The organism is Dysgonomonas sp. UBA7630 (genome assembly GCF_002483985.1).
GTDB lineage: Bacteria > Bacteroidota > Bacteroidia > Bacteroidales > Dysgonomonadaceae > Dysgonomonas.
This window is the reverse complement of record NZ_DLIY01000021.1, coordinates 1-15,815: the sequence shown is the minus strand read 5'-3', so window position 1 is coordinate 15,815 and position 15,815 is coordinate 1. Positions and strand designations below refer to the sequence as shown.

16 protein-coding genes are annotated in these 15,815 nt (G+C 38.9%); 8 read left to right on the top strand and 8 right to left on the bottom strand.

Going from position 1 to position 15,815, the window contains the following annotated elements; all coding sequences use genetic code 11:
• Positions 1 to 6: 6 nt before the first annotated feature.
• Positions 7 to 753: a DUF6340 family protein gene (locus B3P17_RS09420; protein WP_291105280.1), complete on the bottom strand. Its 747-nt coding sequence runs from the start codon at positions 751 to 753 to the stop codon at positions 7 to 9.
• Positions 734 to 1,063 (bottom strand): DUF6340 family protein, encoded by a 330-nt coding sequence (locus B3P17_RS09415; protein ID WP_291105278.1) that lies wholly within the window; start codon positions 1,061 to 1,063, stop codon positions 734 to 736. The genes B3P17_RS09420 and B3P17_RS09415 overlap by 20 nt, the downstream gene beginning before the upstream one ends.
• 76 nt (positions 1,064 to 1,139) lie before the next feature.
• Here B3P17_RS09415 and B3P17_RS09410 point away from each other — a divergent pair, with 76 nt between their 5' ends.
• Entirely contained in the window at positions 1,140 to 3,293 is a 2,154-nt protein-coding gene (locus B3P17_RS09410; protein WP_252639574.1) for a helix-turn-helix domain-containing protein, read from the top strand.
• A 3-nt stretch (positions 3,294 to 3,296) separates the two neighbouring features.
• Here B3P17_RS09410 and trhA read toward each other — a convergent pair whose 3' ends face one another.
• The gene (trhA, locus tag B3P17_RS09405) at positions 3,297 to 3,950 is read right to left on the bottom strand and encodes a PAQR family membrane homeostasis protein TrhA (RefSeq protein ID WP_252639573.1); all 654 of its coding nucleotides are present in this window, start codon (positions 3,948 to 3,950) and stop codon (positions 3,297 to 3,299) included.
• Positions 3,951 to 4,085: 135 nt separating this feature from the next.
• Between trhA and B3P17_RS09400 the strand changes: the two genes are divergently transcribed.
• The 7 genes from B3P17_RS09400 (at position 4,086) to B3P17_RS09370 (ending at position 11,158) form a co-directional block, all read left to right on the top strand.
• Entirely contained in the window at positions 4,086 to 6,389 is a 2,304-nt protein-coding gene (locus B3P17_RS09400; protein ID WP_291105274.1) for a TonB-dependent receptor, read from the top strand.
• A gap of 32 nt (positions 6,390 to 6,421) precedes the next feature.
• Entirely contained in the window at positions 6,422 to 7,609 is a 1,188-nt protein-coding gene (locus B3P17_RS09395) for a class I SAM-dependent rRNA methyltransferase (protein ID WP_252639571.1), read from the top strand.
• A 220-nt stretch (positions 7,610 to 7,829) separates the two neighbouring features.
• A complete protein-coding gene (locus B3P17_RS09390; RefSeq protein WP_252639570.1) occupies positions 7,830 to 9,266 on the top strand; it encodes a CCA tRNA nucleotidyltransferase in 1,437 nt (478 codons plus the stop codon).
• Positions 9,267 to 9,270: 4 nt separating this feature from the next.
• On the top strand, positions 9,271 to 9,765 hold the full coding sequence (locus B3P17_RS09385) for an outer membrane beta-barrel protein (RefSeq protein WP_252639569.1): 495 nt from the start codon (positions 9,271 to 9,273) through the stop codon (positions 9,763 to 9,765).
• A 19-nt stretch (positions 9,766 to 9,784) separates the two neighbouring features.
• A complete protein-coding gene (locus B3P17_RS09380) occupies positions 9,785 to 10,285 on the top strand; it encodes a dihydrofolate reductase (RefSeq protein ID WP_252639568.1) in 501 nt (166 codons plus the stop codon).
• A gap of 90 nt (positions 10,286 to 10,375) precedes the next feature.
• Positions 10,376 to 10,528, top strand: coding sequence for a 50S ribosomal protein L34 (gene rpmH, locus B3P17_RS09375; protein ID WP_006841928.1), 153 nt, complete (start codon positions 10,376 to 10,378; stop codon positions 10,526 to 10,528).
• Between the two features lie 87 nt (positions 10,529 to 10,615).
• On the top strand, positions 10,616 to 11,158 hold the full coding sequence (locus B3P17_RS09370) for a CvpA family protein (protein ID WP_252639567.1): 543 nt from the start codon (positions 10,616 to 10,618) through the stop codon (positions 11,156 to 11,158).
• A 5-nt stretch (positions 11,159 to 11,163) separates the two neighbouring features.
• On the opposite strand, the gene B3P17_RS09365 is transcribed toward B3P17_RS09370, so the two are convergent.
• The 5 genes from B3P17_RS09365 to B3P17_RS09345 form a co-directional block, all read right to left on the bottom strand.
• On the bottom strand, positions 11,164 to 12,075 hold the full coding sequence (locus tag B3P17_RS09365) for a hypothetical protein (protein ID WP_252639566.1): 912 nt from the start codon (positions 12,073 to 12,075) through the stop codon (positions 11,164 to 11,166).
• Positions 12,072 to 14,108, bottom strand: coding sequence for a polyphosphate kinase 1 (ppk1, locus tag B3P17_RS09360; protein WP_252639565.1), 2,037 nt, complete (start codon positions 14,106 to 14,108; stop codon positions 12,072 to 12,074). The genes B3P17_RS09365 and ppk1 overlap by 4 nt, the downstream gene beginning before the upstream one ends.
• The gene (locus B3P17_RS09355; protein ID WP_291105267.1) at positions 14,109 to 14,726 is read right to left on the bottom strand and encodes a glycosyltransferase family protein; all 618 of its coding nucleotides are present in this window, start codon (positions 14,724 to 14,726) and stop codon (positions 14,109 to 14,111) included. It abuts the gene before it with no gap.
• A gap of 65 nt (positions 14,727 to 14,791) precedes the next feature.
• Positions 14,792 to 15,154: a hypothetical protein gene (locus B3P17_RS09350; RefSeq protein WP_422653393.1), complete on the bottom strand. Its 363-nt coding sequence runs from the start codon at positions 15,152 to 15,154 to the stop codon at positions 14,792 to 14,794.
• Positions 15,155 to 15,318: 164 nt separating this feature from the next.
• Positions 15,319 to 15,815: UDP-2,3-diacylglucosamine diphosphatase (locus B3P17_RS09345; protein WP_291105261.1), on the bottom strand; the 497-nt coding region annotated here is incomplete at its 5' end.

The following is a 15,815-nucleotide window of genomic DNA, read 5'->3' as shown; positions in this document are numbered from 1 at the left end:
CCTATTTTAGGACGGGACATCATAATCCTCATTCACCGGAGGATCTATTCCCAATTGCTTATACAGCTTGTTTTTGTCTAAATTTCTTTTTGTCAGAGTTTCCTTATAAAAAAAGACTTGTGAGGCAAGATCTGAATTGCTTTTTTGGGGTAAGAGATCGTAGGCTATATCGATCCATGCTAATGCGTTTTCTATATCATCGAGGTTCTCATTGGCCAGAGCTATATTCGATGCAAGTCGTATTTTTTTGTTTGTATTCTTCTCCTTGTCATACAATTCACTCCAAATGTTAGCTGCTTCTTGCCATTTTCCGGCTAAAACCATGTCGGTCGCTTCTCTCATCCCTTTCGAACTATCCGAATAATACCAACGGGTATCTGTTTTCCACGAAGGAACAATAGCAGATGTCATTGCGTCCGCAGCCTTCATCGTTATCTCGGTTACCAGATCGTTGATTTCCGGAATATTGTTTTTCATATTATTCCAAGAAACAGCCGATTCTCTGAAAAGGCTATCTACATGGGCTATGGGAGGAGCCAGTAAGCTGCCATCCAGACTGTAGGCTTTGAGCAATACCCCGATTTGTGAACTCAAGATGCTGTAATTATTAAAGTATTCTACATTCACCGACTCTAATGATGCCGATGCAATGAATAAATCAAGTGAAAGTAAAATATCCGCATTTTGTTCTTTACATATCGTTTGTATTTTTCTTGCCGATAATGGTCTGACTTCATTTGCTGCACCNNCCATTGGTTGGGTATGGATAGATTTCTACTTTCGAGAAATAATTTTCTTCACTCAGATATTGCCGCAAAGAGCTCGTGAATATGGCTTTCGCTGTATCTGTGGGCATTACAGAAGAATCTTTAAGAGCCTCTCCGTTAGCCTCAACATCTTCGCTCGATTGTGATGCACTGTTATTAACTATTACAATGTTTTTCTGTTGAGGATTTTCGAAAGAAATTAGTGCAGGTTCACGTACTTCGATTGAAACAAGGTTCGTCACCGTGCAAGAGGAAATAAGAATAATACAAAAAAAGATGAATATATATTTTGTCATAGCGGTCTAAGTTATGAACTAGTGATACAAAAATAAGAGTTATATTTGTAAATACGATTGAAAATATTACCAAATAATGGATGTGTCTGTCAACAAGGTCTTTGAATTGGCAAGTGATATTGTCAAACATACATCTCAGTCGGTTTTCCTCACAGGAAAGGCCGGAACGGGAAAGACCACCTTTTTGCATCATATACGTAAAACAATAGATAAGAATGTGATCGTTGCAGCTCCAACAGGCGTTGCGGCCATCAATGCGGGAGGTGTGACTTTGCATTCATTGCTACAACTTCCGTTCGAGCCATTTATCCCGAACTTCGAAGGGAAAAAGAAGCTTGACTATCACTTCAAGCTTCGCAAATCGAAAATAGAGATGTTGCGAGAACTCGATTTGTTGATTATCGACGAAGTAAGTATGCTTCGTGCCGATATGTTAGATGCTATTGACTACATGCTTCGTAGGTACCGTAACAATCAGGAGCCATTCGGAGGGGTTCAGATACTTTTTATCGGGGATATGTTTCAGCTTCCTCCTGTGGTACAAACCGCAGAATGGGAACAATTGAAGCATTACTATCCATCACCTTTCTTCTTTCACGCGCAGGTACTGGATAATTATCCACTGCTCTATATAGAGTTAAAAAAGATATACCGGCAGCAAGACCAGCGATTTATAAATATACTCAATCGGGTGAGGAATAATTGTACCTCTTCGCAAGATCTACAGGTATTAAACCAAAAATATAATCCTGCTTTCAGACCTGCTAAAGGCGATAGCTATGTTACGCTATGCACTCATAACTATAAAACTGACCGCATTAACAATGAAGAGCTGGGACAGCTACCGGGCAAAGGTTATGTCTTTAAAGGAGAGATAAAAGGAGATTTTTCTGAAAATTCTTTACCCACCGAATGTGAACTTCTTCTGAAAGAAGGAGCTCAGGTTATGTTTGTGAAAAACGATGTGGGCGAAAATCGTCGCTATTATAACGGCAAGCTGGCTACAGTGGTGCAATTGAAAGAAGATTATATCCTTGTAAGATTCGAAAATGGAGACGAAATGGAACTAGAGCCCGACTCGTGGGTAAATGTCCGTTATTCGTTGAATGAAGAGTCGGGCGAAATAGAGGAAGAGGAACTTGGTTCATTTACACAATATCCTATACGTTTGGCTTGGGCTATAACCATTCATAAAAGTCAGGGGTTGACTTTCGATAGGGTAATAATTGATGCCGGACAGGCTTTTGCAGCCGGACAGGTATATGTGGCACTTAGCCGTTGTACGTCGTTGGATGGCATTGTACTATATTCTCCTATAACCCAGCAGAGCATAAGTACCGATCCGTATGCTATAGAATTTGCAAAAAAGGAGCAGGATATAGTCTATCTGGATGGAATACTACAACAAGAGAAACCTCGTTACTGTGCGAAGCAATTAGTCAGATATTTTGATTGGACGCCTTTTATTCGAAGCCTTCATTCTTTGAATGAGCTGGCCGCTGAAAAGAAGATTCCCGAAAAAGAAGAGGTGCAGTCTATGATTGCTCAAATGTGTAGTAAAGCGATTGAACAGCAAGAGATAGCACAGAGCTTTATAAAAGAGCTGAATTATATATTATCTGCTCCCAATCCTGATCTGACAAGATTGAAAGATAGAGTGCAGAAAGCAGCTGTATATTTCCATAAAGATGTTTCTGAATGTATTATTTCCCCATTGATGCTGCATTTGGAGAGATTCAAAACGAAGTCGAAAGTAAAGGCATACTTAAATAAAGCCAACGAGGTATACAATACATTGCTCAAGCTGTTATCACGGATAGAGCATATCAACTATGGGAATATCAACCTAACTGAGGAGTTAATCTTCTCGAAGGTAGAAGTTCCTTACGAAAATGTTGCTTCACCTGAAAAAGTCAAGTCTCAAAAAGGGGATAGCCACCGACTCACGTTATCTCTCTTTACCGAAGGAAAATCGGTGAAAGAGATTGCCGCAGAGAGAAATCTGTCGCCCACTACCATAGAGGGGCATCTTGTGAGCTTTATCCTTACCGGAGAGCTGGATATTTTAGAGTTAGTTCCCGATAACAAAGTGCAATATATGCTTCCTGTAATCAAAAAGATGGGTGTAAAATCCTCTCTGTCGGAAATCAAGGAGAAATTACCCAAAGAATGCTCATACCTCGATATAAAAGCCGTAATTAATTACATTAAATATCTTGATGGGAAATAAGACCTATAGAATAGTGTATATGGCAATGATGTGGCATAGACTTCCCATCAGAACGAATACATGAAAGACAGTGTGCATATATTTTTTCTTTGTCCACGAATAAAACAATGCTCCTATCACATAGGATACACCTCCCGCAATGAGCCAATATAACGCATCGATTTGACCTGTCTGAGATAGCACATCGTAAAGAGGCTTAAATGCAACGAGGATAGCACCACCCATCAGTACAAAGCAGACTGTTTCCAAGTTGCTATGTTTTTTTAAGTTGGTAAAGCTCATGATCAGCCCGGTAATAGCGGCAACACAGATGAAGGCAAAAAGGCTCCAGCCCCATGCGCTTTCATTGCGAAGCACGATTAGTGTAAAAGGAACATAGGTACCCGCTATATGCAAATAGATAGCGCTATGATCGAATTTACGAAGCAGACTTTTTCGTCTTTCGTGTGTGCATCCGTGATAGCAAGTGGATGTGATGTAAGATGCCAGCATCCCGAACAAATAACCGATAACACTACCGATAGCCCAATTGTTCCCACTGTTGATGGCGGCGGAGAGTAGTACGAAACCCGCTGCAATACCCATTAGTATGCCTAATCCGTGAGATACGGTATTTGCGATTTCTTCTCCACGTGTATAATATTTAGCTGTACTCATTTTTATAATTTCTTTCTCCAAATTGAAGGTTTGGAAATTTTGTGCAAGATAAGGATTTGTTTCCAAATCACTAGAAGTAGTGATTGAAGGATATTATAAAAATATGTTTCTTTGCATTTTTTATAAATAGAATCTATGAAATTATATAACTCTACTAAAAAATTATTCCTTACCGTATCTTTATTATTCTCTTTCTTATTTATGCTGGGCAAAGGTGAAATGCCCAAAGATACGTTATATACAGAATTGAAGTATGATATTGTTGTTCTCTCATCTACAAAAGAGACAAATAGTTTAAAATCGCTTCCGGCGGCAGTGTCCGTTTTCTCGCCTAAGAATCTCGACGGCTTGCAAGTGCATTCTATCAAAGACCTGAGTGCGATAGTACCGAATTATTTTGCTGCTGACTATGGTTCTAAAATGACAGCCCCGCTTTATATAAGAGGTGTCGGCGCACGTTCGGGTGAGCAAACAGTAAGTATGTATGTGGATAATATTCCTTATTTCAATACAACTTCGTTTGACTCCGAATTGTTTGATATTCAGCGTGTAGAAGTGCTAAGGGGAACACAAGGTACATTGTATGGTCGTAATGCAATGGGCGGAATTATCAATGTTTATACTTACTCACCACTAACTTACGAAGGAACGACAATAAAAATAGGGGGTGGTAATCACGGTCAGCTCTCGGGAAACGCTTCACATTATCAGCGGATAAATAGTAAGATGGGATTTTCTGTAGGAGGTTACTACAAACAAGATGATGGTTATTTTAAGAATCTATTTACCGGCAAAAAGGTTGATGATATGAAAAATGCCGGAGGACGTGCCAAGTTTGTTTGGGATATCAGTCCACGTCTGTCTGCTACCTATTCTGTAAGTTTCGACTATGTAGATCAGGGAGCATTTCCGTATGCCAATATAGAGACAGAAGAGGTTGATTACAACTCTGACAGCTATTACAAAAGAAAACTATTGACAAACGGGTTAGCGCTTCGCTATACGGGTCAGGGCTATGAGATTAACTCTACAATGGGTTATCAGTACCTGAACGATGATATGAACATGGACCAGGATTATACAAGATTGTCGATGTTTCAAATAAATCAGAAGCAAAGGCAAAATTCACTGAGTCAGGAGATCACAATAAAATCTACTAAGCCTTCTGATTATCAATGGTCGTTTGGCGGATATGGGTTTTATGACTACTTGCATACCACTCCTCCTGTATATATGATGTCGGATGGAATTCAGAAGTATTTGCAGGCGCCATTAACGGCTGTTGGGGCTCCAATTATTTTTACGGATGATCAGATAGACCTCAATGGACAATATAAACGTCCGACTTATGGTTTAGCTGCTTTTCATCAGTCAACATTCAATAATTTGTTCAAAGCAAAGGGACTGTCGCTTACTTTAGGTCTGCGTATCGACTATGAAAAAACAAAGCTGGACTACAATGCCGAAACTGTAGCTAATTTTGATGTGAAGATACCTAACTCACCAATGCCTCCAATGTCTTTTGCAGCGGATACAGCCATTGTAGGTGCTAATTCTAAAGATTTTTTGGAGTTTCTGCCTAAAGCCGTATTAAAATATCAGATAAATGAAAACTCATTTGTATATGGTTCAGCGTCGCGTGGCTACAAAGCAGGAGGACATAATATTCAGATATTTGCCGATCTTCTGCAAGAAGCCCTCGAAGCTAAAATGATGGGTATGCTACCACCGAGTATGGGTGGCGGTCATTCTGCATCTGCCGGTACACCAGTTAATAATCGTATCTCTTATAATCCTGAATATAGCTGGAGCTATGAACTTGGCGGACAAGTTGATATTATAGAAAATTCGTTGCAGGCAAACTTTGCCGTATATTATATGGATATACGTGATGTACAGATTACCCAGTTTGTAAATAATCGGGGTGGACGTATGGTAAGTAACGCCGGTAAAGCAGAAAGTAAAGGTTTTGAAATCGGCTTGAAGGCCCGCCCATGTAAAGGTTTTTATCTTTATGCGAATTATGGCTTGGCTGATGCTACATTCAAAGATAATAAAGTAAGGAATAGTACGGGAGACGTTGTAAAAGACTATACAGGCAATCATATTCCGTTTGCTCCCGGTTCTACATTCAGCATCGGCGGTAGTATTTCGTATGATTTTAAACGGAATACATTGTTGGATAGAATAACATTCGATACCAATTTTGCCGGAATCGGAAAAACCTATTGGGCTGAAGATAATGTGATGTCGCAAGGATTTTACGGAACACTTAATGCTAACCTTGTTTTAGAAAAAAATATATTCTCATTAGAATTCTGGGGTAAAAATATTCTCGATCGCGATTACAATACATTTTTGTTTGGGTCAGACAGTAAATATTTTGCTCAGAAAGGAAAACCTATGCGTTGGGGTGCATCTTTGATAATAAAGTTGTAATTTTGTAGCTTCATTTCGACAGCTATTTAATTATGAATTATAAAAAGGTCAAGCTAAAGCCTAAAAAAGAAGAATCGCTTAAGCGTTTTCATCCTTGGATATTCTCGGGAGCAGTACAGTCTAAAGATGAAAGTCTTACAGAAGGAGAAGTCGTTAACGTATATACCGTGAACGATGAATTTATTGCTGTCGGTCATTATCAGATTGGGAGTATAGAGGTTCGGGTATTATCTTTTGAAGAAGAAGATATTGATCTTGATTTCTGGAAAAAGCGTTTGTCTTCGGCATTGGAGTTGAGGAAATCGATAGGCTTATTATCTGATAATAATAATTCATATCGCCTTGTACATGGAGAAGGCGATCTTCTCCCCGGTCTTATCGTAGATGTTTATGCCGAAACGGCTGTTATTCAGTCTCATTCGGTAGGAATGCACGAGTCACGTCTGATGATCTGTGATGCATTGAAGGCCGTGTTAGGAGATAATCTGAAAAATGTATATTACAAATCGGAAACCACCTTGCCATACAAAGCCAATCTGGGAGCAGAAAATGAGTATCTGTACAAAGGTGATTCTGTCAACGAAATAGCACTTGAGAATGGTTTGAAGTTTTATCCTGACTGGGTAAAAGGGCAGAAGACCGGTTTCTTTGTAGATCAGCGAGATAATAGAGCATTGCTCGAAAAGTATTCAAAAGGTCGGTCTGTACTAAATATGTTTTGTTATACAGGAGGGTTCTCTTTCTATGCTTTGCGTGGTGGTGCAAATCTGGTTCACTCTGTGGATAGCTCATCTAAGGCAATTATGTTGACGAATAGGAATGTAGGGTTGAATTTTCCCGATGATAAACGACATGAGGCTTTTGCCGAAGATGCATTCAAGTTTTTGGGCGGTATCAATAAAGGAGACTATGATTTGATCATCCTTGATCCTCCCGCTTTTGCAAAACATAGAGGGGCTATAAAAAATGCATTACAAGGTTACAAGCGTTTAAATGCTGCTGCATTCGAAAAAGTAGCACCCGGAGGTGTTGTATTTACTTTTTCTTGCTCGCAGGTTATCAGTAAAGACGCTTTCCGTTTGGCTGTATTCAGTGCTGCTGCTTTGTCGGGTAGGAGTGTGAGAATATTACACCAGTTAAGTCAGCCCGCCGATCATCCGATCAATATCTATCATCCTGAAGGCGAATACCTGAAAGGATTGGTATTATATGTAGAGTGATTGGTTTTAGCCGGTTCATTATTCTGGCTTCAAATTATCTTATATAGAGAGAAGTAGGCTGAAAAGAAGAAGCGAAAAAGTAACAATTCGAAATAGATTAAGAAGTGTCACTTTTGTCACCTTTTAATGTTTAATGTTTTGATTGTTATGCGTTTGTGAATATCTTGTTTTGTCACTTTTTGTCACTTGATTGATAGAAATAAAGAGTTATCTACATAAAATGTTAAATAACGAATTTAACGATATAATAAAGAAGAAATTTTCGGGAGAAATATTTGATACTATTTCACGTGTGGCAGATGAGATGAATCTTGAATGTTACGCTATAGGTGGTTATGTACGTGATATATTTCTACGCCGTGTATCCAAAGATATAGATATTGTTACTATTGGTAAAGGTATCGAGCTGGCAGAGGCTGTGACTAAGGCTCTGGGGCGGAAAGCAAAACTTTCGGTTTTTAAGAACTTTGGTACAGCACAGATTAAGTACAAAGATACGGAGATAGAGTTTGTTGGAGCTCGCAAGGAGTCTTATAATAGAGACTCGCGCAAACCGATTGTAGAGGATGGTACGCTCGAAGACGATCAAAATCGTAGAGATTTTACAATAAATGCGTTAGCGATTTGTCTTAATAAAGATCGTTTTGGAGAATTGCTAGACCCTTTCGGTGGGCTCAAAGATATGGATAGTTTGACTATTCGTACTCCGCTCGATCCTGATATTACATTCAGCGACGACCCTTTGAGAATGCTCAGGGCAATACGTTTTTCTTCACAACTAGGTTTTGATATAGAACCTAAAACCTTTGATGCAATCAGCCGAAATAAGGATCGTATAGAGATTATATCAAGAGAGCGCATAATCGATGAGGTGAACAAAATAGTACTTTCGCCTAAACCTTCGATTGGTTTTCTTCAACTCGATCAGACCGGATTGCTTTCTATTATCTTTCCTGAATTAGTAGCTTTGAAAGGTGCTGAAACAAAAGAAGGGGTAGGACATAAGGATAATTTTTATCATACTTTGGTCGTCTTAGATAATATATCAAAGAAAACAGACAATCTCTGGCTCCGATGGTCGGCTATACTTCATGATATTGCCAAGCCTGCAACCAAACGCTGGGATAATAAATTCGGTTGGACTTTTCACAATCATAATTTCATAGGCGAGAAGATGATTCCCGGAATCTTTAGACGGATGAAGCTCCCATTGAATGAAAAGATGAAGTATGTGCAAAAAATGGTTACTTTGCATATGCGTCCTCAGGTATTGGTAGACGAGGAAATTTCTGATTCAGCCATTCGCCGTTTGCTTTTTGAAGCAGGTGACGATATTGATGATCTGATGACATTGTGTGAAGCCGATATTACATCAAAGAATCCCGATAAGGTTCGTCGTTACCTTCGTAATTTTGAGATTGTACGTCAGAAACTAAGAGATATAGAAGAGAAAGATCAGGTGAGGAATTTTCAACCGCCGATCAAGGGTGAGGAAATAATGGAAATGTTCGGTCTTGGGCCCGGAGTGGAAGTGGGACGGCTTAAGTCATCCATCAAAGATGCTATCTTAGATGGGGTGATTCCCAATGAATATGACGCTGCTTACAATTATTTGATAGAGAAAGCGAAAAAAATAGGACTGACACCAATAAAATAATAATATGAAAAAGAATTTATTTGCGTTCGTTGTGTTTTTTATTTGCTGTGTGAGTGTGCAAGCTCAAAAATCAGCTTTAGTAATGGATCTCGCTTATCGGAATAAATTTAATTATACGAATTGGGGCGTAGGTTTACAGTATAAATATAATTTGCCTGCTAATTTTAGAGCAGCAACCGATTTCGTAGCCTATTTTCCTGAAGAAAGTAGTTTCGGTCTGGATTTCGGAATTAATTTACAGTATCAATTACATGTGTGTAATAACTTGTCTATATATCCTTTTGCTGGAGGTATTATGTCCAATCATTCATTCTCAGGAATTCCGAATAATGTAAATGAAACAGGATTTGGTCTTAGTTTTGGTGCAGGAGTTGAGTATAACGTAAGCAAGAAAGGATTCTTGAATTTCGATTATAGATATAATCTGATAGATAAAAAAAAGAATGCGTGGTATACGGATTATAGTCTCATACGTATAGGCTACGGAGTCCGGTTCTAAAATTATAGATAAAGAAATTATGACAATAAAATCAATTGTAGTTGTGGTTGACGAAGCAAATGCCATCGGTAAAAATAATGACCTGCTTTGCCATTTGCCGAACGATCTGAAGCATTTTAAGGCTATCACAGCGGGTTATCCTGTTATAATGGGGCGTCGAACGTTTGAGTCGTTACCTAAAGGTGCATTGCCCAGCAGAAGGAATATTGTGATAACTAATAATAAGGATTTACAATTCGATCGCTGCGAAATGGTTTCATCTATCGATGAGGCAATAGAGCTTTGTAAAGATGAACAGGAGATCTTTTTTATCGGGGGCGGAACAATATACAAGAAAGCAATTGGTTTTGCAGACAGGCTTTATCTGACCCGTATTCATCATCAGTTTGAAGGAGCGGACACCTTCTTCCCCGAAATAAAACAGGAAGAGTGGGAGGAGCTATCGCGAGAAGATCATGATACAGATGAGAAACATAAATACAGATACAGTTTCATCAATTTAGAGAAAATAAAACGTTAATATACTTGCTTATATTAAATAAACATCCTATTTTTGCAACCCGAATATCTGGAAGATAATTGAAATTATAACAGAAAATAATATATAGCAATGAAAAGAACTTTTCAACCATCAAACAGAAAGAGAAAAAACAAACATGGTTTTCGCTCTAGAATGGCTACTGCAAACGGACGCAGAGTACTTGCTTCACGCAGAGCAAAAGGAAGAGCTAAACTAACTGTCTCTGACGAATACAGCAAATAAGATCTTTTAAAGGCATTTTGCTAAAGATATACAAGGTAAGAATTATTATAATTCTTACTTTTGTTTTTTATATAAGCCTCACTTTCTATGAATTGGTTCGACTTGCTTGTAGTTATATTGATTGGGATAACCCTTGTTAAGGGGTTCTTTTCCGGGCTTGTTATGCAAATAGCATCTTTAGCCGGATTGATATTAGGTGCGGTTTTTGCTGGTCAGTTGTCAGGCTTTATAGCTCCCAAGTTGATAGAGCTAACCGAGGCGTCTCCTCACATTATCGGCCCATTATCTTATATTGTGGCCTTTCTGCTTATTATCGTGGCGTTGTTCTTTGCGGGGAAGCTACTCGAGTCATTTGTGGAAGCCATAAAAATGAGTGCTCTCAACCGACTGTCCGGAGCTTTGTTTTGTTGTGCTAAATGGCTTGTAGTATTCAGTATTGTGATAAACCTTGCTGTTGAATTAGACCAAAACAAGCATCTGATTAAAGAGGATGTGCGTGAAAAATCCTATTCCTATCCTACTGTTATCAATATTGCCAGAGCAGTAATTCCTTACTTGCGATTTGACTGGGTAAAAGACTTGAAAGAAGAGGCTGCTACCCATATTAAAGACAAGGGCATTGCTATTTAGATATACTATTTCTTAGCAACGGTTCCAGATGTTTGATGCTCATGAAATAAGTGATATATAATACCATCCGATAGTCCGATCTTAGGAACGAATATTTCGTTCACTTTACAAATCTTACTAATCGATAAGAATATCTTCAAAGCAGGAACAATAACGTCAGCACGGTAAGTATTAAGCTTATAAGACTGAATCCGCTCTTCATAACTCAACGATTTTAGGCTATCGTAGAGTTTCTTCAGTTCGTCATAGCTGATAGGTTCACGTTCTCTTTTTCCTAATACTTTGTGGATCTTATTTATGTTTCCACCCGATGCAATTATACTGAATGAGTTATTGTCTTTAGAGATATCCTTCAACCAAGACTTAAATCGTTTCTCTTCATCTTCTTTTACGGCATCTACGAGTAAGCGCACAGTTCCCATCTGAAACGAATTGGAGTCGACTTTCTGCTGATTGCTGTATACGATCACCTCTGTACTACCTCCTCCAACGTCAACATAGAGGTAGTTCTTCCTTTTGTCCATAAAGTTGTCCAACTCTCCGGCCTCGTATATGATTTCGGCTTCCTCCCTGCCTGTTATGATGTCTATGTTTATGCCACTCTCGCGCCGTATGTCTTCTACTATATTGGCTCCGTTGGTAGCATCACGCATGGCGCTGGTTGCACAGGCTCTGTAGTTCATCACGCCATAGGCTTTCATTATATGTGAGAAGCCCTGCATTGCATGTATAAGCCGCCACTCCTTATCTTTGCTTATTGTTCCAGAGGTGAATACGTCGTCACCCAAACGGATAGGTACACGGAGATAAGCTACCTTCTTGAAGTCGGGCGTTGTTCCGTTTACTTCAATGTTGTTTATAAGTAGGCGAATAGCATTAGAACCTATATCTATTGCTGCAAATATATCTGTATTCATTTTTTATCATTCAATTTCTTATAAAAATCGTATAAAGCTGTCTGAGAACGGCAAGGAGGATTGTCTCCTCTCTTTACATAATTGTTGCTTCCAAAGACAGTGAGATCTCTTGCTTTTTCGTTATCCGACCATTGTATATCAAAGAAGCCCTTCAATGTTTGTTTTATTTCTTTGTCGAGGATAGGAACTCCCACCTCTATTCTTCTGTCTAGATTTCGTGTCATCCAGTCTGCACTCATGATGTAAACTTTCTCGTCTCCACCATTGTGGAATATGGCTATACGTGCATGTTCGAGATAGCGATCGACAATACTTATTACCCGTATGTTTTCACTCAGATCTTTCATTTGTGGTTGTAAGCAACATGCTCCTCTTACGATGAGCCGTATCTCGACTCCTGCCTGACTTGCTTTGTAAAGCAGCTTCACCATTTCTTCATCGGTAAGGCTGTTAAACTTAGCAAATATATGAGCCCGTTTTCCGTTCTGCGCATTCTTTATTTCTTTCTTAATAAGGTTGACGAATTGATTGCGCATGTAATAAGGTGAAACAAGCAGTTGCTTGCACGAGAAGTGTTTGTGTGTATTGATCAGAAAATCGAATACTATAGCCGTATCAGCTACTATTTGAGGATTTGATGTAAACAAGCCGAAGTCGCCATATATCTGAGCTGTTGCCTCATTAAAGTTGCCGGTTCCGATATATGCAAAATCTTTATTCTTACGTTCTACCAAAACGATTTTGCTGTGTACCTTTAGTCCGGTGACGCCATGTATGACTTTTACCCCCTCCTTTTGCAGTATCTCCGAATATTCTACATTTTGTTCTTCATCGAATCGTGCCAGTAGTTCCATTAATACAACTACTCTCTTGCCGTTCTTGGCTGCATTGATGAGGGCATTAATAACTTTCGAACGTTCTGCAACACGATATAAAGTGATATAGATACTTTCTACTTTAGGATCTATCGCAGCTTCCCGAAGAAAATCAATAAAATGATTAAATGTATGATATGGATAATTAAGTAATACATCTTTACGAGCAATGGTTTTCAATATGCTCGAAAAAGGCTTTATATGCGGATGGTTTAGCGGAGCCAAGCTTTTGCTTTCAAGATCGGGACGTACCTTAGGGAATTTCATTAAATCCCTCATAAGATGATATCGCCCTCCTGCATCTAGTTCCTCTCGCCTTTTTAGCTGGAGCTTTGATGATATGATATCTAACAAGTCTTCGGGCATCTCTTTGTCGTAGATGAGGCGAACAGGCTGTCCGTGCAGACGATTTTGTAATCCGGTCTCCATCTTTTCTATCAAGCTTTTAGAAATGTCGTCATCTATTGTGAGTTGAGCATCACGCATCAGCTTGAATGTATATGCCGAAATACTTTTATAATTAAACATAAAGAATATTTCGTCCAAGCATAAACGAATTATATCATCTAAAAATATGATGTCGTGTCTGCCTTTTACTGATGGCAATACGACAAAGCGTGGACATGAAGAACTTACCGGAATTTGAATAATTGCATATCTGGAATCGTTTTTGTCGGAGCACATCTTAACCGCATGGTAGATATTGTTATCCCGCAAAAAGGGTAATTGGGTAGATTTACGAATTATAAGTGGAACAAGAAGCGGGCTGACAACGCTCGAGAAATATTCGTGGCAAAACTGTTTTTGTTTCTGGTTCAGTTTTTTCTCATTCACTACATAAATATTATGTTTCTCCATTTCGGAGAGAACATCGATATAAGTTTGCATAAATTTCTTTTGCCCTTCAGAGACCTGACTGTTGATAAGGGGCAGTAATTCTTTAGCAGTGTATCCTCCCGAGAGGAGAGGTGCGTTCTTTGCTCTAATCTGACTAAGGCGGACGATATTGGCTATCCTAACCTTTATATACTCGTCCTGATTGTTTGAGAATATACCAAGAAAACGAAGCCTCTGCATCAGAGGTACACTTTTATCCTGAGCTTCTTGCAGTACCCGCTCATTAAAGGTTAGCCAGCTTAAATCCCTGTTGTTTATCATTTATGCCAGTGTTGTTAGATGCCTTAAAAAAGTCTGCTCAGCCGAATTTACCCATTCACGAAAAGAGTCATCCGATTGTTGCTTTGTTTTCATATAGTTTAATAACACGCTCATATCAAAATTGTTTCCAACAATGCCTCCTCCAAAAGAGATAACATCAGCTGCGTTTACTTCCTGTTCTATATGAGCCGGGATCATCATTATGGCTTTCCCCAGATAGAGAGCTTCACAAACCGATTCGAACCCCGCTGTTGTAATATATCCGCAGCATCTGCTCATAAAGTTAAGGAATTTTTCATCATCGATCGTATGGAGTGTTAAATTTTCGTCTACTATTAGTTCCTTCGGTACATTTTGCTTATCCCAGAAGAAATGTAATTTTACGTTAGGATGTTGCTCGTGCCATGCCCTTACTTCATTTTCATACCCATGATTAAGCATGTATCCCAAAATGTAGTCTTCGGTTGTAGGTTGTAGCGATAATATTTCGGATCGGAGCAGAGGCGGAACTACTGCAATACGTTCGGGGATATAATCTTTTAACGGATAGAATGATAACGCAAGTGTTTTGGTTGCACCTACACCACATAGCAGCATGTGCAGTCTCAAGAACATCATTCCTTGTTCATCTCCTTTTCCATGTAAATAGCCCGGATGTTTTAGCAGATATTGATGTCCGATATTTACNNTACAATCGGGATATCAGTGCTAAATCGCAAATAGGTGAGCCCGGTGAGCAGTTCGTAGAAATTGACAATAACATCGGGTTCGTTTTTCTGTATACGCCGATGTATTTTCTCTATGCTTTTTTTATATTTCCTTAATCTCTTAGGCGATATGTTGAAAAGCAAAGTCTTTAAGAAGTGGATCCGCTTTTTATCTTTTTTGAATACAAAAGACAAGGTATCGAAAGTTCTTACTTTAGCTCCGATTTTCTGATAAAAAAAATCGGGTATGACCCGAACCTTACTTTTTCCAACTAAAACTTCTACAACCTCGTGACCATTGCGGCGAAGGATATCAGACAAGGCTATAGCCTGAGTCATGTGCCCTCGTCCATCTCCTTGAACAATAAATAAATATCTCATATTGCAAATCTTATATCTTTCTTGTCTTCAAATACCGAATTGTTAGCCTGTGGCTCAGGTACATAATATTCAACCTCCCAATTGCCGTCATAGTCTTCGGTGAGAGCAGATAGAGATTCGACTCAATCACCCGAATTCAGATAAAGAATATCGCCATAATATCTTTTTTCGGGTTGATGTATGTGACCGCATATAACCCCGTCACACTTTTTGTGGCGTGCTATATCTACAATATGTTTCTCGTAATCGCTAATGTATGATACAGATGCTTTTACTTTTTTCTTCACTTCTTGCGACAGGGAGTAATAAGGCAACCCCTTTTTTTCTCGTCTGTTGTTGTAGTATCTATTGATCAGCATCAGTAGAGAGTAACCTACATCTCCGATTTTAGATAACCAGCTGTAGCGAGATGTAACAAGGTCGAATACATCTCCGTGGAGGACATAGAACCGTTTGTCTCCGCTTTTGTAGATATAATCTTTAACAATTTCTATATTCTGAAACTTGAAAGGAAGTATCCTGTCCATGAAGTCGTCGTGATTCCCTCTCAAATAGATTATCTTCGTTTTACGTTGTATATCCAATAGTAGTTTAATGAAATTGCTGTGTCTCTTTTTCC

Excerpts from the sequence above, each read along its gene's own strand:
- B3P17_RS09410 (WP_252639574.1), top strand. The coding sequence starts at position 1,140 with ATGGATGTGTCTGTCAACAAGGTCTTTGAATTGGCAAGTGATATTGTC.
- trhA (WP_252639573.1), bottom strand. The coding sequence starts at position 3,950 with ATGAGTACAGCTAAATATTATACACGTGGAGAAGAAATCGCAAATACC.
- B3P17_RS09400 (WP_291105274.1), top strand. The coding sequence starts at position 4,086 with ATGAAATTATATAACTCTACTAAAAAATTATTCCTTACCGTATCTTTA.
- B3P17_RS09395 (WP_252639571.1), top strand. The coding sequence starts at position 6,422 with ATGAATTATAAAAAGGTCAAGCTAAAGCCTAAAAAAGAAGAATCGCTT.
- B3P17_RS09390 (WP_252639570.1), top strand. The coding sequence starts at position 7,830 with ATGTTAAATAACGAATTTAACGATATAATAAAGAAGAAATTTTCGGGA.
- B3P17_RS09385 (WP_252639569.1), top strand. The coding sequence starts at position 9,271 with ATGAAAAAGAATTTATTTGCGTTCGTTGTGTTTTTTATTTGCTGTGTG.
- B3P17_RS09380 (WP_252639568.1), top strand. The coding sequence starts at position 9,785 with ATGACAATAAAATCAATTGTAGTTGTGGTTGACGAAGCAAATGCCATC.
- rpmH (WP_006841928.1), top strand. The coding sequence starts at position 10,376 with ATGAAAAGAACTTTTCAACCATCAAACAGAAAGAGAAAAAACAAACAT.
- B3P17_RS09370 (WP_252639567.1), top strand. The coding sequence starts at position 10,616 with ATGAATTGGTTCGACTTGCTTGTAGTTATATTGATTGGGATAACCCTT.
- B3P17_RS09365 (WP_252639566.1), bottom strand. The coding sequence starts at position 12,075 with ATGAATACAGATATATTTGCAGCAATAGATATAGGTTCTAATGCTATT.
- ppk1 (WP_252639565.1), bottom strand. The coding sequence starts at position 14,108 with ATGATAAACAACAGGGATTTAAGCTGGCTAACCTTTAATGAGCGGGTA.
- B3P17_RS09355 (WP_291105267.1), bottom strand. The coding sequence starts at position 14,726 with ATGATGTTCTTGAGACTGCACATGCTGCTATGTGGTGTAGGTGCAACC.